The following is a 19,905-nucleotide window of genomic DNA, read 5'->3' on the forward strand; positions in this document are numbered from 1 at the left end:
GGAGTGATGCGCTATGGGTAAAATACAAATAATGGACGAATGGCTGTCCAATAAAATTGCGGCAGGAGAAGTGGTCGAAAGGCCAGCATCTGTTGTAAAAGAGCTTGTTGAAAATGCCATTGATGCAGGAAGTACGTCCATTGATGTTTTTTTACTAGAAGCCGGGCTCACTTCAATTCAGGTTATTGATAATGGCATGGGCATGGACGAGGATGATGCCCTCATCTCCTTTTCACGCCACGCCACAAGTAAAATCCACCAGGAGCATGATTTATTCCGCATCCGTACATTAGGTTTTCGTGGTGAAGCATTAGCTTCCATTGCATCGGTATCAAAAATGACGCTCATTACATCCAATGGCGAATCGGGTACATATGTAGAGTTAGAAGGTGGGCATGTTACTACGCAAAAGCCTGGACCGTTACGTAAGGGCACAGATATCACCGTAGCACAGCTATTTTTTAATACACCTGCTCGTTTAAAATATATGAAAACAATTCAAACCGAGCTTGGTCATACGATTGACTTAATGAACCGTTTAGCGCTAGGAAATCCACAAATTGCTTTTCGATTGCTACATAATGGTCAGCAACTGTTACAGACGAATGGGCGAGGAGATGTGCAGCAGGTATTAGCTGCGATATATGGTGTCCATAATGCCAAAAAAATGGTGCCATTTCAAAGGGAGTCGCATGATTATAAGGTATCTGGATATGTATCATTACCTGAGGTGACGCGTGCTTCAAAAAATTATATGTCGCTGTTTGTGAACGGCCGCTGGGTAAAGCATTATTTGGTACAAAAAGCAATTGTGGATGCGTACCATACGTATTTACCAATCGAGCGTTTCCCAATTGTAGCGCTCTATATTGAAGGGGATCCGTATTTAACGGATGTGAATGTGCATCCAGCAAAGCATCAAATACGTTTGAGTAAAGAGCCGGAACTACTGAAACTAATCGAGGAAACGATTCGTGAGACGATTCGAGGCGTGATCCGTGTGCCACAAATGGAGAAGAAGGAAAAAGTTGCTATTACTGCAACAGAGCAACTGAATATATGGAAGCCTGCACCAAAGCTCGATGTGGAAAAAATGAATGCCATTGTCGAAAAGCTGTATGATGTGCAAACGGTACAGGAATCGAGTGTGCTACCTGTTGAAAAAACAGAGGCGACTGCTGTTGAGCTAAGTTGGCAACCAACATTGCCGACTCCGACTGCAACGACTCCTGTTGAAAGTGTCTTGGAGGAGCTAGATGAAATACCTGAGCACGAGTCAATAAAAGAACCATTTCCAGCCCTCGAGGTAGTCGGGCAAATTCATGGTACGTATATCGTGGCGCAAATGGAGGACGGTTTTTATTTAATCGACCAGCATGCTGCACAGGAGCGCATAAAATATGAATTTTTCCGTGACAAGGTTGGACAAGTGAATCCTAACGAACGGCAAGCATTATTGTTACCGCTAACCTTCCATTATGCAGCGGATGAGGCTTTAATTTTACGTGAAAATAGATTGGAACTTGAAGCAGTCGGTGTATTTTTAGAGGAGTTTGGACAGTCATCTTTTGTTGTGCGAGAGCATCCAAGCTGGTTTCCAAAGGGCGAGGAGCAAGAGCTTATTGAAGACTTAATCGAGCAGGTACTGACGACGAAAAAGGCAGATGTGAAAAAATTGCGTGAAGCAGCGGCCATTATGATGAGCTGTAAAAAATCGATTAAGGCGAATCATTTTTTGACGAAGGAACAGATGGATGTATTACTTCGTGATTTACGCAAAGCGGACAATCCCTTTACTTGCCCGCATGGACGTCCAGTACTCATTCATTTTACAACTTACGAAGTAGAGAAAATGTTTAAACGCGTAATGTAATTTACACGATCATTCACGTAAAAGTGCCACGAAATACTACCGCTCTTTATGGAGTAGTTTTTCGTTACTATGACTACGACGAATTCACCATGCTAAAACAGAGGCACGCTGTAAGCCTAAGGGGTCTAAGGGCAAAGAGTGAATTGCGCGTATGCCTACATGTGAAAAGGAGGAGAATGGATGGGGGAATTTATTTTAGCGATTGACCAAGGAACAACGAGTTCACGGGCAATTTTATTCAATAATAAGGGTGAGATTGCCCATGTGGCGCAAAAGGAATTTCAGCAGTATTTTCCGAAAGCCGGTTGGGTGGAACACAATGCTATTGAAATTTGGAGCTCTGTCCTAGCTGTTATTGCGGCCGTTTTAACAGAAAGTGGTCATGAAGCAAGCGAAGTTCACGCGATTGGTATTACAAATCAACGGGAAACAACCGTGGTTTGGGATAAACATACGGGACAGCCAGTTTACAACGCGATTGTATGGCAGTCGCGCCAAACACAGGACATAGTCCATGATCTAAAGCAGCAAGGACTAGAGGATACCTTCCAACAAAAAACAGGTCTTCGTCTGGATGCCTATTTTTCTGCTACGAAAATTAAGTGGATTTTGGATAATGTGGATGGCGCACGTGCCAAGGCAGAAAACGGCGATTTATTATTTGGCACGATTGATTCGTGGATTGTTTGGCGATTATCAAAGGGACAGGCACACATTACGGATTATTCGAATGCTGCACGTACGCTACTTTACAATATTCATGAGCTAAAATGGGACGAAGAGCTTTGTGAACTGTTAAAAATTCCAATGACGATGTTGCCAGAAGTGAAGAATTCATCAGAAATCTATACGACGACTGCTCCAAGTATCTTTTTTGGCGAGAAAATACCGATTGCTGGTATAGCAGGTGATCAACAAGCAGCACTTTTTGGGCAAACTTGTTTTGACAAAGGAATGGCTAAAAATACGTATGGTACAGGCTGTTTTATGCTATTAAATACGGGAGAACAGGCAGTCCATTCTGAAAACGGCTTACTCACAACGATTGCATGGGGTATAGATGGCAAGGTGACATATGCATTAGAGGGTAGTGTTTTTGTAACTGGCTCAGCAATCCAATGGTTACGAGATGGCCTTCGGATGATTCGTACTGCGGCGGATTCTGAAAAGTATGCCAAAAAGGTAGAGGATACGGATGGTGTATATATCGTACCTGCGTTTGTTGGCTTAGGAACACCGTATTGGGATACGGATGCACGCGGGGCGATTTTTGGTTTAACGCGTGGTACATCGAAAGAACATTTTATCCGGGCAACACTTGAATCTCTGGCCTATCAAACAAAGGATGTACTGGATGCGATGGAAGAGGCTAATGGGACACCGATTGAAGTGCTCCGAGTTGATGGAGGGGCAGTTCGTAACAGTCTGTTAATGCAGTTCCAAAGTGATATTTTGCAGCTAAAGGTAGAGCTGGCAAAACTTAATGAGTCAACAGCGCTTGGTGCAGCCTATCTTGCAGGACTTGCCACTAATTTTTGGCCAAGTAAAGAGACATTATCTACATTATGGATGAATGGAAAAAACTATCAACCGAAGATGAATGCGGAGCAAGGGCAGGCTTTATATGCTGGTTGGCAAAAAGCAGTAGAAGCTACACGTAATTTTAAATCATAGATAATGGGGGAGAACAGTATGTTTTCATTTGAGCATCGACCTAAAATCATGCATTATTTAGAGCAGTATAGCTTTGACGTATTAGTGATTGGAGGAGGCATTACAGGAGCGGGAATCGCGCTTGATGCTGCCTCAAGAGGATTGTCAGTCGCACTGATTGAGATGCAGGATTTTGCGGCTGGTACGTCAAGTCGTTCGACAAAACTTATACATGGAGGCCTTCGTTATTTAAAGCAGTTAGACGTAGGTGTTGTAGCAGAGGTTGGACGTGAACGTGAAATTGTCTATGACAATGCTGTTCATGTCACGATGCCTGAAAAAATGCTACTTCCTTTATATAAGAAGGGCTCGCTTGGGCCATTTACAACATCATTGGCGTTAAAAGTATATGATCGACTAGCAGGCGTGAAAAAGCATGAACGACGTATGATGCTGAGCGCACGAGAAACTACAGCACTCGAGCCTCTTTTGAAAAGTGAAGAGCTTGTGGGAGGAGGCTATTATGTGGAATATCGCACAGATGATGCCCGCCTCACAATTGAAGTGTTGAAAAAAGCGGTAGAATATGGGGCACTTTGTTTAAATTATGCTGAGATGACAGAGTTTTTATATAACAAGAAAAAGCTAGTTGGAGCAAAAGTTAAGAATCATCTTACGGGAGAAACAGTGGAAGTACATGCTGCACAAATTGTCAACGCAGCAGGGCCATGGGTGGACGAGGTTCGCCAAAAGGATAAAGCGACAGACAAGAAACAATTACGCCTGACTAAAGGTGTACATATTGTCCTTGACCAAAAGCATTTTCCGTTGCAACAAGCTGTGTATTTTGATATTCCAGATGGTCGTATGGCATTTGCGATACCGCGTGATGGTAAGACCTATATTGGAACAACCGATACAGTATACGTAGGTGATCCGGCACATCCTGTGGCGACGCAAGCAGACGTTGATTATTTAATAGCCGCTGCAAAAACTATATTTCCAACAGCCAATATTGCACGTGAGACAGTAGAATCGTCGTGGGCAGGTGTACGTCCGCTTATTTTCGAAAAAGGCAAGGATCCTTCAGAAATTTCACGTAAAGATGAAATTTGGACAGCGCCAAGTGGCTTGATGACAATTGCAGGTGGCAAGTTAACAGGCTATCGTCAAATGGCTGAAACTGCCGTCGATAAAATTGTCAAAATGCATAAATTTAAGCATGCTAGTTCATGTATTACACGTGAACTTTCACTTTCTGGAGCAAAGGGCATTAATGCCATTAATTTTCCAGACTATACAGCCTATAAAGCAAGAGAGGGCGTGCAGTACGGTTTGAATTATGATGAAGCAAAACAACTGGTGAAAAAATACGGTACGAATGTTGATGCCTTATTTGAACAGGTAAAATATTTGCATGAGCAAGGGAGCACAATGCCGCTGGCTCTTCACGCGATGTTACTATATGGCATGAAGGAGGAGATGGTTTATACGCCAAATGATTTCTTTATTCGCCGTACGGGCTTACTATATTTTGATATCGATGCAGTTAAACGCTATAAGCAACAAGTTATTCAAGTGATGCAACAACGTTTTCATTATACAGAGGCACAAAAACACACATATGTTGCTCAGCTAGAACAGGCCATCCTAGATGCGACAAATTTTGCTGAGGGAGGGCTTTAGAATATGGAACGCTATATTCAAATGTCGGATGGGCATTCTGTCTTTACAAGAACACTGACACCAACAAGTTCATGTATTGGTCATATTCATATTTTGCACGGTATGGCGGAGCATAGCGGTCGTTATGTGAAGTTTGCAGAAGCGCTATGTATTGCAGGTTATGCGGTAACGATGCATGATCACCGTGGACATGGAGAAACAGCAGCATATAACGGCAAGCTAGGCTTTTTTGCAGAGCGCAATGGCTTTGAGCGTGTTGTAGAGGATGTACATGAAATTGTCAATACAATGCATGCTCAGTTTGCTGATGTGCCGTTAATATTGTTTGGTCATAGTATGGGGTCTTTTATAACAAGAAGGTATATTCAATTGTATAGCGAGAATGTCGATAAAGTCATACTATGTGGCACCGGTAGTGTCACAGCATTGCATATGGCAGGCCATTTCTTTGCGCAGACATTAGCAATGCAACAAGGCAAGGGGACGGAGAGTCCACTGTTAAACAAGCTGAGCTTTGGGAGCTTTAATAAACAGTTTCCTAATCCGAAAACAGCAAATGATTGGTTATGTTCGGTAGAGCATGAAGTACAAAAATATATCGATGATCCCTATTGTGGCTTTATACCGACAAATCAATTTTTTGTTGATTTAACGGCTGGTTTTATGATGCTGAATCGAAAAAAAGAAATTGAAAGAACAAAGAAAAACTTACCGATTTTATTGATCAGTGGTAGCAAGGATCCAGTCGGTGATCATGGACAAGGTGTGTACGCGGTGGCGGAGCAATTTGCAGCCGCGGGTTTACAGGATGTGACGGTCTACTTATTTGAAGATAAGCGACATGAGATTTTAAACGAGGACAATAAAGAAGCGGTCTATCAAGTTTTATTACGGTGGTTGAAAAAATATGATACAAGATAAATTACAGCAGGCAGAGGTCGTTGCGATTGTCGGTCCAACGGCTTCTGGCAAAACGGCACTAAGTATTGACATGGCAAAAAAGTATAATGGCGAAATCATTAACGGCGATTCCATGCAAATTTATAAGGGTTTAGATATTGGTACGGCGAAAATTACTGTGGAAGAGATGGAGGGGGTGCCCCATCATTTACTTAGCTTTAAAGAGCCTACAGAATCCTTCTCAGTTGCGGATTATCAGAAATTAGTGCGCACTAAAATTGCTGATATTCAAGAGCGAGGAAAGCTACCGATTTTAGTAGGGGGCTCGGGATTATATGTGCAAGCAGTGCTCTATGATTTTCAATTTACAGAGGAGCAGGTAGATGAGGTGGCACGTGAAGCCTATTATGCAGAGCTTGCAAGCTTAGGCCCAGAGGCAATGCATGCAAAACTTACTGCACTTGACCCAACAACCGCAGAGACAATCCATCCAAATAATACTCGCCGTGTCATTCGAGCACTAGAGATGATTGAGCTTAGCGGCGTCTCGAAGGCGGCAGAAGCACAAAATCGTGGGGAAATTCCGCTTTATCAGCATGTGATTTTAGGACTTGGCCAAAATATGTCGCGCGAAGAGCTCTACAATCGCATTAACCTTCGTGTCGATGTAATGATGGCAAAGGGCCTTTTAGCAGAAGTAAAGGGCTTATGGCAACAAAATATTCGAGGTGTACAATCGATACAGGCGATCGGCTATAAGGAGTTATATGATTATTTAGATGGTAATTGCACACTTGAAGAGTCTATTGAGAGTCTAAAGCAAAACTCACGACGTTATGCCAAAAGACAGCTAACCTATTTCCGCAATAAAATGGATGTGCAATTTGTAGAACAAGATTGGAACATCTAATAATTTCTAAAAATTACTAATTGCTAAATTGGTAGAACATGCTACTATAGGAATGAAGAGGTAGAAAGAGATCAGGGGAGGCGCATTTCATGAAATCAATTAATTTGCAAGATACGTTCTTAAACCATCTACGTAAAAACAGTGTTTTTGTAACTGTGTTTCTTTTAAATGGGTTCCAGTTAAAAGGAACTGTGAAATCCTATGATAATTTTACTGTGTTATTAGTGGATGCTGACAACAAACAGCATCTTATTTACAAGCACGCGATTTCTACATTCGTTCCAGCAAAGCAAGTAGATTTTTCAGAGACAGAGGAATAAGGGTATTTGAACAGTTAGTGTGTGACACTAGCTGTTTTTTTTTGTTCACGCTATAATATAACAAGTTTGACATATTGGAGGATTATACACATGAAAACAATGGAAACAACAGAAATATTAGAATTACTGGATGCAAACGAAGATTTATACATTATCGATGTTCGCGAAGAAGATGAAGTCGCACAAGGTATGATCCCAGGCGCACAGCATATCGCACTTGGCACAATTCAAGATCGTCTAAATGAATTAGATGCATCAAAGCCCTATATCTTGGTTTGTAAAGCTGGCGCAAGATCTGCAAATGCCTGCGCATTTCTAGAAGATCGAGGCTTTAACGTAACAAACCTTGAGGGTGGCATGCTTGCTTATGATGGTGAGTTAGAATTTAAATAAGTGTTGATTGGAACCCTCGTTTAAGCGAGGGTTTTGTGTTTATCTTATACAAATTAGTCGGTGGAAATCTAAAGTATTATTTTCTTCAATTTTTAGAGATACTAATCTTATGTTCGACCTCCCCTGAGAAGGTAATAAAAGTAAAGTAGGATGTATCACGCTAAAAAATGTGTAGTAGCACCATTCATCCCAAAAGAGCGCCACACGCACACTAAGCAGATACCCAACAGTGGATTCATAGTCCATTTTATAAAGTAAAAAGTAACATCACGATGGGGTCCACTTCATTATTTGAATTCTCGATTGTATCAATTTTACTTATGTCGGATACGTTCTCACGTTCGTTCAATTGACTAAATTTTTTATGACTATCATTTGAATTAATTTCGTAAATAGTTTTCATAAAAAGAAACACGAACATTTTGGTAGGAGCGTAAGGCGGCGACTCCAGCGGGAAAAAGCAAGCAAACCGAGACCCTAGACTGAGCGTAACGAAGGAAGCGGCTCGGTGCTTGCCCGCGGAAAGTGTCCGCCTGTAGCGGAATATACCTATGTGATAGGAACAATTACTTTATTTTCTTTCATAATATTCGCCTTTATTGATATGAAAGTGAATGATGACATTGATTCATCTAGCAAACATTTAAATAATTGACACAAAAACTACTTTGTCGTAGATTTAAAGTAGTTGCATACAAGTATTAGGTGCCCATTGCGGGAGAATAGGGAATAAAGTGAAAAACTTTAGCGGTCCCACCACTGTAAAAGGGAGTTTCATAGAGAATACCACTAGCATGGTCTGGGAAGGTTCTATGAAATGTTGAACTTGAGCCAGGAGACCTGCCTAATTGACTTCGGATTATTATATAGACGATGGAAAAGTCTGTAGTTTATTTGTTATGAATAAACTACAGGCTTTTTGTTTTTTTCTTTATTCAAACAAGGGGATATAAATGTAAACCTGCTTGTTATTCCACTTAGTAATAGGGCAAACAGGAAAGGGGAAATTTTCATGCAATTATTACAACAAACGATTCAAAACATTCAACATGTTGACAACAAGATGATGTGGACAGCGAGAGAACGAATAGATGCCCTTAGCAAGCCACCTGGGAGCTTAGGTAAACTGGAGTCTCTTGCTGTGCAGCTATCAGGTATTACGGGAAATTTATTGCCACAGATTGATAATAAAGCCATTATTGTCTGTGCGGCAGATCACGGCGTTTGTGATGAGGGGGTGACGTCAAACCCACAAAATGTGACGGTCTTTCAAACATTAAATTTTCCTAAAGGCTTAACAGGTGTTTGTGCTATCGCAAAAATTACAAATGCAAAAATTGTCACAGTAGACGTTGGCGTAAAAGAAGATATCCCACTTGATGCGGGTGTCATCATGAAAAAAATTAAATATGGGACGGATAATATGGCAAAAGGCCCTGCCATGACAAGGGAACAAGCCATTCAATCTATTGAAGTAGGAATTGAAGTAGCTACGGGGGAAATAAGAAGTGGAGCAAATCTACTCGGGACAGGTGAAATGGGAATTGGTAATACAACACCGAGTGCTGCAATCTTATCGGTTCTGCATGCGTGTAATCCGCTTGAAGTGACAGGTTTCGGTGCAGGCGTTGGAGCAGGTGGGATTGAGCATAAAATAGCGGTCATTCAAAATGCCATCGCCTTAAACAAACCAAATCGCAATGATGTTATTGATATTCTTGCAAAAGTTGGTGGTTTAGAAATAGGCGCAATGGCTGGCGTCGTCCTTGCAGCCGCTGCAAATCGTATACCTGTGGTCATTGATGGCTTTATTTCTACTATTGCTGCCCTGATTGCCTACGAACTTGAACCAAAAGTAAAAGACTATATCATCCCTTCTCATACCTCCGAAGAACCAGGGGCAAAAATTGCAGCCGAATTGCTTGGAGTTGAACCGATGCTACATATGAATATGCGCTTGGGAGAAGGCTCAGGTGCAGCATTGGCGTTACCTATTTTGGATGCAGCTTGCTCCATGATGAAAAACATGGCTACATTAGAGGAATCTATGATGCTGTTAGAAAAGTAATTTTAGTTTTTCAAAAGAAAGAGATACAGCAAGTGCTTGTAAGAGTAGTCCCATTTTCAACAAGCATAGAGCTTATGTTATACGTTGTGTTTTTAAGAAAGTATAGGAAAACAAGCCCAAATAATAGTCACAACTTTTTGGGCTTGTTGTTATTTAATGAGAAAGAAGCTTGACTATGCCCGATTCAACTTCCGCAAAGGCAAGCGCCATTTCTTCATATAAGAAAGAATACGTAAAACGGTAATCACACCAAATAATACATATAAAAAGATATCCCCCGATAATAATTCGAGTCCAATAATAAGTCCCGCAAGTGCTGCCCATACCCCGTAGATTTCATCGCGAAGTACGAGTGGCTTACGTCTAGCTAACATATCACGAACAATCCCACCACCTGAACCGGTTAACACAGCGGCAACGATGACTGCACTAATGGGCATGTCGAGTTTGACAGCATATAGTGCGCCTTGAATCGCAAATGCCGACAAGCCGATGGCATCTGTGAAGTTGCCCCAGCGATGCCAATGCTGAATAAGATGGTGCGGAAATATGAAAAATATTGTAATCGCCGCTAAGGCAATTTGAAACATCATATCCTGTCCCCACAGTGTTGTCACAGGCAAGCCAATAAGTAAATTTCGAATGGCACCCCCACCAAATGCTGTAACAATACCAAGTATATAGACGCCGAATAAATCGTATTCTTCCTCCATCGCAATTATTGCCCCGGAAATAGCGAAGGCAATTGTCCCAATGATACTAAAAACCTCCCAAGCCATCCCTTTCACCCCTTCTAACATATAATAAACTTTAGCAATAAAGGTAAAGACTCCTGTCAAATGCTACAGAATCTATGAATTTTGCAGCCAAATTCAGTAGTTAAACACTTTTTATGAAACAAGTTCGCACATTAGCTTAGCGCATCTTGCCTTTAGAAACAATAGGCAAGTTTTGCAGGTAGGCTTACAAATTGTTAAGATAGGACTGAGATTAAGCGGTACTCCAATGAGCGGAGGATTCTTCCTGCTGATTACTAGTTAAACTGATTTAGTGTTGACGGTCGGTACATCGTTCATCTAACTTATTTTTTTACTTTTCAATGAGCGTTGAACGAGTTATGGATTGTTTACGGAGGACAAATGTGAAACGGAGACGAAGACAATGACTTTTACAAGCAATTTAACACAACAAACGCTAGCTTTCGCGGCAAAAATAGAGGAAAAGGTGCGTCCGTATCATGCGATGGTTGAGGAAATGGCATTTTTCAATCAACAAAAGGTGCTTGCGGCATTCAGAAAGCATCAGGTAAGCGATTATCATCTGCACCCATCTAACGGTTATGGTTATGACGATGAAGGTCGTGACAATCTTGAACGCGTTTATGCAGAGGTGTTTGGTGCAGAAGCGGCCATTGTGCGCCCGCAAATTATTTCAGGTACGCATGCCATTACGCTTAGTTTATTCGGTGTATTACGTCCTGGTGATGAGTTGCTGTATATTTCGGGTCAACCATATGATACATTGCAATCCATTGTTGATGGTGGCGAGAAGGATACAGGATCACTGAAGGATTATAAAATAGGCTATCGCCATGTAGATTTAATCGACAACCAAACGATTGATTGGGAAGGTGTGGCAACAGCCATTACACCGCACACAAAAATGATTGCTATTCAGCGTTCCAAGGGTTATGCAACACGTCCATCGTTTACGATTTCACAAATTGCAGAAATGTGTGCTAAGGTGCGTCAACTTGCACCAGATGTGGTTATATTTGTGGATAATTGCTATGGTGAATTTGTCGAGGCACAAGAGCCGACAGAGGTCGGTGCGGATCTAATGGCAGGCTCGCTTATTAAAAATCCAGGTGGTGGCTTAGCCAAAATCGGTGGTTATATTGCTGGTCGTGCCGATTTAGTAGAAAAATGCGCTTATCGTATGACATCACCGGGTATTGGCGCTGAAGCCGGTGCAACATTGAATACGTTAGGTGATTTCTATCAAGGCTTTTTCCTTGCCCCTCACGTAGTTTCTCAAGCATTAAAAGGGGCAATTTTTACAGCAGGAATGCTGGAAGAGGCGGGCATGACGACATCACCTAGTTATGATGCTGTACGTACAGATTTAATTCAATCGGTATCTTTCCAAACTGCGCAGCAAATGATTGCTTTTTGTCGAGAGATTCAAGCGAATTCCCCAATTAATGCGCATTACGCTCCAGAACCAGCGTATATGCCTGGGTATGAGGATGATGTCATTATGGCGGCGGGAACATTTATTCAAGGTTCGAGTATTGAGCTAACTGCGGATGGTCCAATTCGTCCACCTTATACAGCGTTTATTCAGGGTGGATTAACGTACGAGCATGTGAAATTTGCCATTTGTAGCGCAGTGCAATCCATCTCAAAATAGGGACACAACTAGTCAATTAGGTACCATTTTTTACAATTTTTCAGCACGTTTAAAAAAATCTGAAAAACCATGTTAGGAAACCTTACATCTTTATTGACAGTGAAAATTTTTCGTTATATGATTAGCGGGTATTGGAGGGGACTTAAATGAGTCGTGAAATTAGACGAACTATGCCGTTATTATCCATGAGTATCGTGATGCAATTGACCGAGCTTTCGGCACGCCAAATTCGTTACTATGAAGAACACCATTTAATAGAGCCACACCGAACAGAAGGCAATCGTCGTATGTTTTCATTAAATGATGTCGACATACTGCTAGAAATTAAAGATTACTTGGAGCAGGGCATGAATATGGCGAAGATAAAAAAATTATTTGCTAAAAAGCTTGATTCTGTTGCAACAGAAGAACCAAACTTAAGCGACACAGAATTACGTCGTATTATGCGTGAAGAAATGCGCCAAGCACAGCGCATGCAAAAATCATCCATCAGACGTGGGGATTTATCTCGATTCTATTAAAATTGAGCAGGGGTCCATTTTTTAAGCGGACAGTTTGTTGTTTCATTAATAGGGTAGAGTAATAATATAAGCTAGACAATTTATAGGAGTGTGGAAAACTGTGGGTAAATACACAAAAGAGGACATTAAGCGTCTAATCGAGGAAAAAAATGTAAGCTTTATTCGTTTGCAATTTACGGATATTCTTGGCACAATCAAAAACGTTGAAATTCCTGTAAGCCAACTAGACAAAGCACTAGAAAACAAAATGATGTTCGATGGCTCATCCATTGAAGGCTTCGTACGTATCGAAGAATCAGATATGTACTTACACCCTGATTTAGATTCTTTCGTAGTGTTCCCTTGGACTTCTGAAAAAGGGAAAGTAGCACGTTTCATCTGTGACGTGTACACTGCAAAAGGCGAACCATTTGCTGGTGACCCACGTAACAACTTAAAACGTATCCTGAAAAAAATGGAAGACATGGGCTTCACAAGCTTCAACTTAGGACCTGAGCCTGAATTCTTCTTATTCAAGTTAGATGCAAAAGGCGAACCGACATTAGAAGTGAATGACCACGGTGGTTACTTCGACTTAGCACCAACTGATTTAGGTGAAAACTGCCGTCGTGACATCGTATTAGAGCTTGAGGAAATGGGCTTTGAAATCGAAGCGTCTCACCATGAGGTAGCACCTGGCCAACACGAAATTGACTTTAAATATGCTGATGCAATTACTGCTTGTGACAACATCCAAACATTCAAATTAGTTGTTAAAACAATTGCACGCAAACATGGCCTACACGCTACATTCATGCCAAAACCATTATTTGGTGAAGCAGGCTCTGGTATGCATTTCAACGTATCTTTATTTAAAGGGAAAGAAAATGCATTCTTCGATGAATCGACAGAACTAGGTCTTTCTGAAACTGCTATGCAATTCATGGCAGGAGTTCTTGGCCATGTTCAAGGTTTCACAGCAGTAACAAACCCAACAGTTAACTCTTATAAACGACTTGTACCTGGTTATGAAGCGCCATGTTATGTAGCATGGTCAGCACAAAACCGTTCACCACTTATCCGTATTCCATCTGCACGTGGTCTATCAACTCGAGTAGAGGTACGTTCAGTGGACCCAGCAGCAAACCCATATTTAGCAATGGCTGTTATTTTAGAAGCGGGCCTTGAAGGCATTCGCAAACAATTAACGCCACCAGCTGCGATTAACCGTAATATCTATGTAATGAGTGAAGAAGAGCGTAAGGCAAACGGTATTGAAAATCTACCACCAGCACTTGACGATGCTTTAGCATTACTTGCTAAAGACAAAATTGCTCAAGAAGCGCTAGGTGAGCATATCTATGCCAACTTCAAAGAAGCAAAAGAAATCGAGTTTGACATGTACCGCACAACCGTACACCAATGGGAACGCGATCAATATTTGAAAATGTACTAATTAAAAGCGTTGGGGCTGTAAGGCTCCAACGCTTCTTTATTTTTATGCCCACAAGCCCATTTTATTTGCCCACAAATTGTCCACAAAATATATTTTTTATTTCTGACGCTCCATATATTCATCAAAACTGTCTATTGATTGCTTTGCAATATTATGCGATATATGTGCATAAGTATTCATCGTGGTAACAATGGATTCATGCCCTAATCTTACTGAAATCGATTTTATATCCCATTTAGGCGTTACATGCTCACATGATTTTTTATAAAAGAGCCATCACTTTTCAGAAAGATGGCTAAAGAGGGAATCTTATAATGTGAGTGATAGTCTATGTATATGTCATGATGGTTTCCATTGGTATTTCATGATGAAATTTTATTTTGTTTTGTCATTGGATAAACAATATTATTCCCCATCAAATGGTAGATAATTGGACAGCACTAGAAGTTCCCCCTAAATCTGTATGGTTGTTATTTATTTTATTACTGAGTAACTTTCTTCATAAAGTTTAACTCTTGAGCTATATTGTATTGTGCTTCCTCTGTTGAAAAATTACCATTATAACCATGTGCTTGATTCGATTCTTCAGGAGTAATATATATTGTTACATCTATTCCTAAAGATGATAATTTTTCTTTGAAATCTAATGCTTGATCAGTGAAGGTTGCAACTGTTCCGTCAGTTAAATAAGTACTTGGAAAATCCACATTTGCATTTTCAATAACATTGGCTTCAGCTACCTCGGATTGACTTTCAAATTCATTTGAACCAAAATAAGCTCTAACCATACCGTTGAAAAGCCAGTTTGTAAATGTGAAACCTGTATTATCGACACGAGTTATATCTAATAAGGCACAATTTAAAATAACTCCTTTTAGTGTTATATCCTTTGTTACCTTAAACCCATATTTTTCTGCATATTCATTATTAGTTTGAATAATAGTTAATTGGCCTGCTAATTGTCCACCAGCTGAACCACCAGAAACCACAAAGTTATTTTTATCGATACCATATTGTTCTGCATTTTCAGCAACATAACCTAGGGCTTCTGTTGCTTGAATAATTGGAACAGGATATAAATTATCAGGAGATAAAGCATAATTCATTGAGACTACAATGTATCCTTCATCAACAAAGTGTTGAACAAATTCTTCATCATCTACTTTATCACCCCATGCAAATCCGCCACCATGTATATTAAAAAGTACTGGTCTTGTAGTTGTTGTATTTCCTTCTGGTACAAAAATATCTAAATAATTATTAGGATAATTACTTGCATAGATAACATTTCTATATACTTTTGTATTATCACTTAATACCTCTTCTGTTTGTTCAACACTCTCATCATAACTGTATTCAGCACCTAGAAAACTTCCTGTCACTTTTAAAAATGGGGCTGGATTAAAATGGTTAACGGCAATAATCAATAATATGCTTGCTGTCATTATAATTACCATCCATTTGAAAATTTTTAAAAATTTTTTCATAATTTTTATACTCCTTTTATTTCAACACTACGTTGAGTTATTGATGCTGATTTATTATATTAATTCAAAATCGGAAGACAACAATCAAATCATTTCGATGTGTTATTATCTCAACACTAATATCAATAGTGTCTTAAATGAGTTCATTTATGACAAATACTTATGGCAATAGACGTTCGAAAATGACAAAACAAATGATTAGAGAAGCATTCTTTAAACTAATAAAGCTGAAAAATATTAATAAAATTACAGTTAAAGAATTATGAAATGCCTAAATTTGAACCTGGGCTTTTTTTCTTTTGAATTATTGGTATATTTAGTAATTCAAAGTATACCGTTTAAAAACACTATTAGGAGCGATGAAGTGATGGTCAAAGCTTTAAATTGTCCCAACTGTGCTGCAGCATTCAATCCAAAGGAAAATATTTGTGAATACTGTGGTAGTTATATTATTACATCACAAGCAAAGCAAATCACTTATGATTTAGACGTTTTCAACCCTACATATAAAAAAATCTTCTTCCATGAAATTGAAATGAATGAAAATGAATTCCCTTTACGCTCAGGTGTTGCAAACATGTATTACAGTGCAACTCGTTCTGATGGTGGTCGGCTATTATTAACAAATCAACGAATAATTTTTTGTGCCCATGCTCTTAATATAAATCCTAATTTATGTTGGGAATTAAGTTTAGGCAGAGTAGATCGAACTGAACTCGGTTTAAATCTTCTTATTACACAAAGAGTTCATATTTTTGATAGAGAAGAAAATAATACAACATTTGTTGTGTATGGTGGGAAACACTGGCTAAATGAAATGGGTCATGCCTTAAACAAGATTAAATAGAAAACACAATATAAGAAGTGACCATGGTGTTAAGAGATAATAAAGTTGTTTAATTTACAATAAAGTTGTTTAATTTTTATTGAACTAACTGTGCAGTTTAGTTGAATAATCTTCGGCTCATACAGTTATAGTTGTAAATGAAGAACAATTAGTAGGGGATAAAGATGGAGGCTGTTTAATTTAAGTCGTTTGAAAACAAAATGAAAATATCTGAAAAGGAAGGTTTAAATACAAAAGAGGCTTATTTTGTTGACTAGCCTCTTTAAATAATTAATTTCTATCAAAGAAATCTATTGAATATTACTACTGTCTGTATGTACAATGATTTTCTGCTTCATTTTTTTCACTTCCGATTGACTATAAAAATAAAATAACAGCCAAACTAGTGCAAAAATTAATACATTAAATAGCAACAATAGAATCGTTAGTTTTATCGAAAATGTTGGAAGCCATTTTAAAGAAAAGGCGACAGCTATAAAGGTCCCTATAGCGATAAAAAAATGACAAGCACTTTGTTGTAAAAATGTTAAACGTTCTGTTCTATAGATGTATGAAGGTAGTATACAGGCAATGCCAACAGTAACTGATCCGAAAACTTGTTGTGGAAAATTAGATATAACAGCTTCTAAAAACAAATCCCCTTTCAACCAATATCCAATAAGATTTACAAAAACAAAAACTGTACAGCCCATACTTATTCCGAACCATAAATTCTTGAAAAAGTTCATGTATTTATACCCCCAAGCGCTCTTTAAATGATTTTTTATAATTGCGTGAAATGACTTCTTTTATTCCTAAAGTAAGCTCGATTTCCATTGTGCCATTAAAGGAAGCTTCAATATTTCTGATTTTTCTAGGATTAATGATGGCAGATTTAGAAATCCGAATAAAACCTTCCCCTAGTTGCTGCTCTAACTCGTACAAAGGTTTATTCATAAGTACACGATTACCATCGTCGCTATATAGTACTAAATCTTTGCCTTCCGTCCTAATAGCAATAACAGAATTAGGCTCGATAATATGTACTTTATTGTTAGCGGCCCCTGTTAAAATTTGTTGTTCTTCTTGTTGTAAGAGTGAGATTGCAGCCTGTATAGTTGGCGTTAATTTAGAAACGCAGATTGTTATGTAGGGTTCATCAATTTGTGAATCAATTTTTATGTCTATCTTCAACTCCATCACCTCTCTATAAAATATACCATAAATTACAAATCGAATAATGCAGGTTGTCATCCATAAAAAGCATTTCACCTTTCAATAAAGACATGTTACATGTAACGTATTGTTGCTAAACTTTGATGTCGTTATATTAGGCCTTAGAAACATTAATTTAATACAAGGGGGCAGTTAATATGAACGAGATCACAACGCTAAAAGAGCGAAGAAAGGCAGGATGGATATTAGCAAGCATATCAAGTATGCTTTCATTAAGTGTTATTTTTTGGTATGTAACTAATCCTAAAAAGTTTATTGAGAATGGATTGGGCTATTCACCGGAAATGTACCTGAACTTACCTATGTGGTTTTTCACTGCATTCATCGTAATCGGGTATATTTCCTATACAATGTTTGCAATACCTTTAGTAAAAAGCAATTTGTTCACATTTTCTTGGCTTAAATTGATTGGTATATGGGTTGCTATTGTAAGTGGAATAGTAGAAGAAGTCGTATTTAGACATTTGCTCATGGAGTATGTATTATCTATTGGATTTTCAAATCTTTCACAAGTATTAATCTCAGGAATTGCGTTTGGAATTGCTCATGGCGCATGGGTGTTATTGCGAGGAGAGATGAAAATTGCGCTTCCAGCAATTCTTTCAACGACAATCTTAGGTTGTCTACTTGCGATGCTCTATATTTATACCGGAAGGAGCACCTTTGCACCAATCGTAGCCCATATTCTAATAAATATGGTAATAGAGCCATGGTTGATGCTAGCTGCCATTTCAGGGAAATGGCAGCTAAATAAAAATTCATGGTAATAATTGAGAGGAATGTTGTGTAATTTCCCCTCTCGATATTAATAACTTTATGGGAAAAGGCTATTTAATTTACCACCAATGTTAAAAGAGATCGGATCTTAAACTAGCGGGGTGCTTTAGTTGAACAAGAATTAAACAACTTTATTATTGATTTTTTTCGTACAAACACATTTAAATGTATAAAAATAAACAACTTTTAAGAGCCTTATTACAATCAAATGTAGCAAGGCTCTTATATTTTCCTATCAAAATTAAATAACTTTATTATCACTTTACACATGGACCTTTTGAGTACCTGGTCCTTTTTATATTTCCATTATTTTTAACTTGCTAAAACGCAAACGTTTGTTCTAAAATAATAAAAACAAATGTTCTGTATCGAGGAGTGGGGAATGATGAAAGAACAACTGATTATAGCAATGCAGCGTAACCAATTCTTGAGTATGATGTACATGGCCAAAGATGGCAAAGTGTCAAAAAGGCGTATCAAGATTATTAAAATTGTTGGTAATTCGTTTCAGGCATATTGTTTTACAAGGCAAGCCAAGCGTACATTTATGATAGATAGTGTGTTGGCAGTTGTTCCAATCATCAACAAGGAGCGTTCGGTGGTATGATAAGTTTCGAGCAAAGGCGACTACTTCATAAATTTGTGGTTTATGATATGGCCGTTCAATCATTACAGCGTGACTACAAGGTGATAGAAAACCTTAAAATGAGCAAAGTCTATTTACCGATACTTGATAAGCTTTTAGACGACATATCGCAAGAATGTTACAACGCTAAGAGATTGTTGGCCAAAGATAAAATTAGAGTCGTGAAGTGGGAAAAGAAGTGTGAATACTTTAGTGATTTGACCGTTGCCACAGCTGGTGAAGACCTAGTGTTGACGTATGCTAATCAAGCCCTGAAAAAGCAGGTGGAAAAATTACTATTAAGTCACCAAAATAAATGACAAAAACAAATAACCAGGCGCTAATTTTTAAGTGAGTACCTGGTCTTTTTTTGTTATTCACCTTGTAATTCCTACTGAGGTCATTAAAGATGAACTTGAAAGCAATACGTATATCAAATAGCCCGAGAACAGAAAATGTATCAGTTCACGAAGTTTATAGAGAAGAAAATGAGATACATTTATCGTTTATGGTGGGAAACACTGGCTAAACGAATTGGCTTATGCCTTTAGTAGCAAAATGGAGGAATAAGTTGAGGGACAGTGCAGAAATATGCAAATGTATACATTTCAACTTTTAAATTTTTAGTCCACAAGACTCATTATTTTTTGCCCACAAAATGTCCACAAGAACAAATAAAACTAAATGCTTTTAAATGGGGTAAAGTCGAAGAAATACTGTTAAATCAACATTTACGATGTGTAGAGTTTCTTCTTATTAAATAGGTACAGAAACCGCACAACA

General features: G+C 38.8%; 19 protein-coding genes and 1 riboswitch. Of the genes, 15 read left to right on the forward strand and 4 right to left on the reverse strand.

Annotated elements, in window-relative coordinates; all coding sequences use genetic code 11:
- Positions 1-13 precede the first annotated feature (13 nt).
- From mutL to cobT, 8 genes are all read left to right on the forward strand, one after another.
- Complete coding sequence (gene mutL / locus ACOMCU_RS24170; RefSeq protein WP_421051672.1) at positions 14-1,873, forward strand: DNA mismatch repair endonuclease MutL; 1,860 nt, start codon at positions 14-16, stop codon at positions 1,871-1,873.
- A 180-nt stretch (positions 1,874-2,053) separates the two neighbouring features.
- Positions 2,054-3,547: a glycerol kinase GlpK gene (gene glpK, locus ACOMCU_RS24175; RefSeq protein ID WP_010858556.1), complete on the forward strand. Its 1,494-nt coding sequence runs from the start codon at positions 2,054-2,056 to the stop codon at positions 3,545-3,547.
- A gap of 18 nt (positions 3,548-3,565) precedes the next feature.
- Positions 3,566-5,212 (forward strand): glycerol-3-phosphate dehydrogenase/oxidase, encoded by a 1,647-nt coding sequence (locus ACOMCU_RS24180; protein ID WP_421051673.1) that lies wholly within the window; start codon positions 3,566-3,568, stop codon positions 5,210-5,212.
- Between the two features lie 3 nt (positions 5,213-5,215).
- A complete protein-coding gene (locus ACOMCU_RS24185; RefSeq protein ID WP_421051674.1) occupies positions 5,216-6,133 on the forward strand; it encodes an alpha/beta fold hydrolase in 918 nt (305 codons plus the stop codon).
- A complete protein-coding gene (gene miaA, locus ACOMCU_RS24190; RefSeq protein ID WP_421051675.1) occupies positions 6,120-7,022 on the forward strand; it encodes a tRNA (adenosine(37)-N6)-dimethylallyltransferase MiaA in 903 nt (300 codons plus the stop codon). Before ACOMCU_RS24185 ends, miaA begins: the two co-directional genes overlap by 14 nt.
- A gap of 89 nt (positions 7,023-7,111) precedes the next feature.
- A complete protein-coding gene (gene hfq / locus ACOMCU_RS24195; protein ID WP_010858560.1) occupies positions 7,112-7,342 on the forward strand; it encodes an RNA chaperone Hfq in 231 nt (76 codons plus the stop codon).
- A 90-nt stretch (positions 7,343-7,432) separates the two neighbouring features.
- The gene (locus ACOMCU_RS24200; RefSeq protein ID WP_421051676.1) at positions 7,433-7,735 is read left to right on the forward strand and encodes a rhodanese-like domain-containing protein; all 303 of its coding nucleotides are present in this window, start codon (positions 7,433-7,435) and stop codon (positions 7,733-7,735) included.
- A 686-nt stretch (positions 7,736-8,421) separates the two neighbouring features.
- Positions 8,422-8,598, forward strand: a riboswitch (cobalamin riboswitch).
- Positions 8,599-8,747: 149 nt separating this feature from the next.
- The gene (cobT, locus tag ACOMCU_RS24205; RefSeq protein WP_010858562.1) at positions 8,748-9,803 is read left to right on the forward strand and encodes a nicotinate-nucleotide--dimethylbenzimidazole phosphoribosyltransferase; all 1,056 of its coding nucleotides are present in this window, start codon (positions 8,748-8,750) and stop codon (positions 9,801-9,803) included.
- Positions 9,804-9,976: 173 nt separating this feature from the next.
- Here cobT and ACOMCU_RS24210 read toward each other — a convergent pair whose 3' ends face one another.
- Positions 9,977-10,582 carry a trimeric intracellular cation channel family protein gene (locus ACOMCU_RS24210; protein WP_010858563.1) on the reverse strand — a complete coding sequence of 202 codons (606 nt, stop codon included), beginning with the start codon at positions 10,580-10,582 and terminating at the stop codon, positions 9,977-9,979.
- A gap of 382 nt (positions 10,583-10,964) precedes the next feature.
- Here ACOMCU_RS24210 and ACOMCU_RS24215 point away from each other — a divergent pair, with 382 nt between their 5' ends.
- The 3 genes from ACOMCU_RS24215 to glnA all read left to right on the forward strand — a co-directional run bounded on the left by ACOMCU_RS24215 (position 10,965) and on the right by glnA (position 14,171).
- A complete protein-coding gene (locus ACOMCU_RS24215) occupies positions 10,965-12,215 on the forward strand; it encodes an aminotransferase class I/II-fold pyridoxal phosphate-dependent enzyme (protein WP_010858564.1) in 1,251 nt (416 codons plus the stop codon).
- A gap of 146 nt (positions 12,216-12,361) precedes the next feature.
- Positions 12,362-12,736 carry a MerR family transcriptional regulator gene (locus ACOMCU_RS24220; protein ID WP_010858565.1) on the forward strand — a complete coding sequence of 125 codons (375 nt, stop codon included), beginning with the start codon at positions 12,362-12,364 and terminating at the stop codon, positions 12,734-12,736.
- Positions 12,737-12,836: 100 nt separating this feature from the next.
- Positions 12,837-14,171: a type I glutamate--ammonia ligase gene (gene glnA / locus ACOMCU_RS24225; RefSeq protein WP_010858566.1), complete on the forward strand. Its 1,335-nt coding sequence runs from the start codon at positions 12,837-12,839 to the stop codon at positions 14,169-14,171.
- 482 nt (positions 14,172-14,653) lie between these two features.
- Here glnA and ACOMCU_RS24230 read toward each other — a convergent pair whose 3' ends face one another.
- Entirely contained in the window at positions 14,654-15,658 is a 1,005-nt protein-coding gene (locus ACOMCU_RS24230) for an alpha/beta hydrolase (RefSeq protein WP_010858567.1), read from the reverse strand.
- 367 nt (positions 15,659-16,025) lie between these two features.
- Here ACOMCU_RS24230 and ACOMCU_RS24235 point away from each other — a divergent pair, with 367 nt between their 5' ends.
- On the forward strand, positions 16,026-16,505 hold the full coding sequence (locus tag ACOMCU_RS24235; protein ID WP_421051677.1) for a hypothetical protein: 480 nt from the start codon (positions 16,026-16,028) through the stop codon (positions 16,503-16,505).
- Between the two features lie 290 nt (positions 16,506-16,795).
- Here ACOMCU_RS24235 and ACOMCU_RS24240 read toward each other — a convergent pair whose 3' ends face one another.
- Together ACOMCU_RS24240 and ACOMCU_RS24245 are read right to left on the reverse strand one after the other, a co-directional pair.
- Positions 16,796-17,233, reverse strand: coding sequence for a DUF3021 domain-containing protein (locus ACOMCU_RS24240; protein ID WP_010858569.1), 438 nt, complete (start codon positions 17,231-17,233; stop codon positions 16,796-16,798).
- Positions 17,234-17,237: 4 nt separating this feature from the next.
- A complete protein-coding gene (locus ACOMCU_RS24245; protein ID WP_080647712.1) occupies positions 17,238-17,684 on the reverse strand; it encodes a LytTR family DNA-binding domain-containing protein in 447 nt (148 codons plus the stop codon).
- 173 nt (positions 17,685-17,857) lie between these two features.
- Here ACOMCU_RS24245 and ACOMCU_RS24250 point away from each other — a divergent pair, with 173 nt between their 5' ends.
- The 3 genes from ACOMCU_RS24250 to ACOMCU_RS24260 all read left to right on the forward strand — a co-directional run bounded on the left by ACOMCU_RS24250 (position 17,858) and on the right by ACOMCU_RS24260 (position 19,442).
- Positions 17,858-18,487: a CPBP family intramembrane glutamic endopeptidase gene (locus tag ACOMCU_RS24250; RefSeq protein ID WP_010858571.1), complete on the forward strand. Its 630-nt coding sequence runs from the start codon at positions 17,858-17,860 to the stop codon at positions 18,485-18,487.
- 395 nt (positions 18,488-18,882) lie between these two features.
- Positions 18,883-19,104 carry a hypothetical protein gene (locus ACOMCU_RS24255; RefSeq protein ID WP_010858572.1) on the forward strand — a complete coding sequence of 74 codons (222 nt, stop codon included), beginning with the start codon at positions 18,883-18,885 and terminating at the stop codon, positions 19,102-19,104.
- Positions 19,101-19,442 (forward strand): aconitate hydratase, encoded by a 342-nt coding sequence (locus ACOMCU_RS24260; protein WP_421051678.1) that lies wholly within the window; start codon positions 19,101-19,103, stop codon positions 19,440-19,442. Before ACOMCU_RS24255 ends, ACOMCU_RS24260 begins: the two co-directional genes overlap by 4 nt.
- Positions 19,443-19,905: the final 463 nt, after the last annotated feature.

Origin of the sequence: Lysinibacillus sp. UGB7 (assembly GCF_049058285.1) — a bacterium.
GTDB classification, from domain to species: Bacteria; Bacillota; Bacilli; order Bacillales_A; family Planococcaceae; genus Lysinibacillus; species Lysinibacillus sphaericus_B.

Bases quoted from the DNA above. Each gene is read 5' to 3' on its own strand.
- mutL (WP_421051672.1), top strand. From the start codon at position 14: ATGGGTAAAATACAAATAATGGACGAATGGCTGTCCAATAAAATTGCG.
- glpK (WP_010858556.1), top strand. From the start codon at position 2,054: ATGGGGGAATTTATTTTAGCGATTGACCAAGGAACAACGAGTTCACGG.
- ACOMCU_RS24180 (WP_421051673.1), top strand. From the start codon at position 3,566: ATGTTTTCATTTGAGCATCGACCTAAAATCATGCATTATTTAGAGCAG.
- ACOMCU_RS24185 (WP_421051674.1), top strand. From the start codon at position 5,216: ATGGAACGCTATATTCAAATGTCGGATGGGCATTCTGTCTTTACAAGA.
- miaA (WP_421051675.1), top strand. From the start codon at position 6,120: ATGATACAAGATAAATTACAGCAGGCAGAGGTCGTTGCGATTGTCGGT.
- hfq (WP_010858560.1), top strand. From the start codon at position 7,112: ATGAAATCAATTAATTTGCAAGATACGTTCTTAAACCATCTACGTAAA.
- ACOMCU_RS24200 (WP_421051676.1), top strand. From the start codon at position 7,433: ATGAAAACAATGGAAACAACAGAAATATTAGAATTACTGGATGCAAAC.
- cobT (WP_010858562.1), top strand. From the start codon at position 8,748: ATGCAATTATTACAACAAACGATTCAAAACATTCAACATGTTGACAAC.
- ACOMCU_RS24210 (WP_010858563.1), bottom strand. From the start codon at position 10,582: ATGGCTTGGGAGGTTTTTAGTATCATTGGGACAATTGCCTTCGCTATT.
- ACOMCU_RS24215 (WP_010858564.1), top strand. From the start codon at position 10,965: ATGACTTTTACAAGCAATTTAACACAACAAACGCTAGCTTTCGCGGCA.
- ACOMCU_RS24220 (WP_010858565.1), top strand. From the start codon at position 12,362: ATGAGTCGTGAAATTAGACGAACTATGCCGTTATTATCCATGAGTATC.
- ACOMCU_RS24230 (WP_010858567.1), bottom strand. From the start codon at position 15,658: ATGAAAAAATTTTTAAAAATTTTCAAATGGATGGTAATTATAATGACA.
- ACOMCU_RS24235 (WP_421051677.1), top strand. From the start codon at position 16,026: ATGGTCAAAGCTTTAAATTGTCCCAACTGTGCTGCAGCATTCAATCCA.
- ACOMCU_RS24240 (WP_010858569.1), bottom strand. From the start codon at position 17,233: ATGAACTTTTTCAAGAATTTATGGTTCGGAATAAGTATGGGCTGTACA.
- ACOMCU_RS24245 (WP_080647712.1), bottom strand. From the start codon at position 17,684: ATGGAGTTGAAGATAGACATAAAAATTGATTCACAAATTGATGAACCC.
- ACOMCU_RS24250 (WP_010858571.1), top strand. From the start codon at position 17,858: ATGAACGAGATCACAACGCTAAAAGAGCGAAGAAAGGCAGGATGGATA.
- ACOMCU_RS24255 (WP_010858572.1), top strand. From the start codon at position 18,883: ATGAAAGAACAACTGATTATAGCAATGCAGCGTAACCAATTCTTGAGT.
- ACOMCU_RS24260 (WP_421051678.1), top strand. From the start codon at position 19,101: ATGATAAGTTTCGAGCAAAGGCGACTACTTCATAAATTTGTGGTTTAT.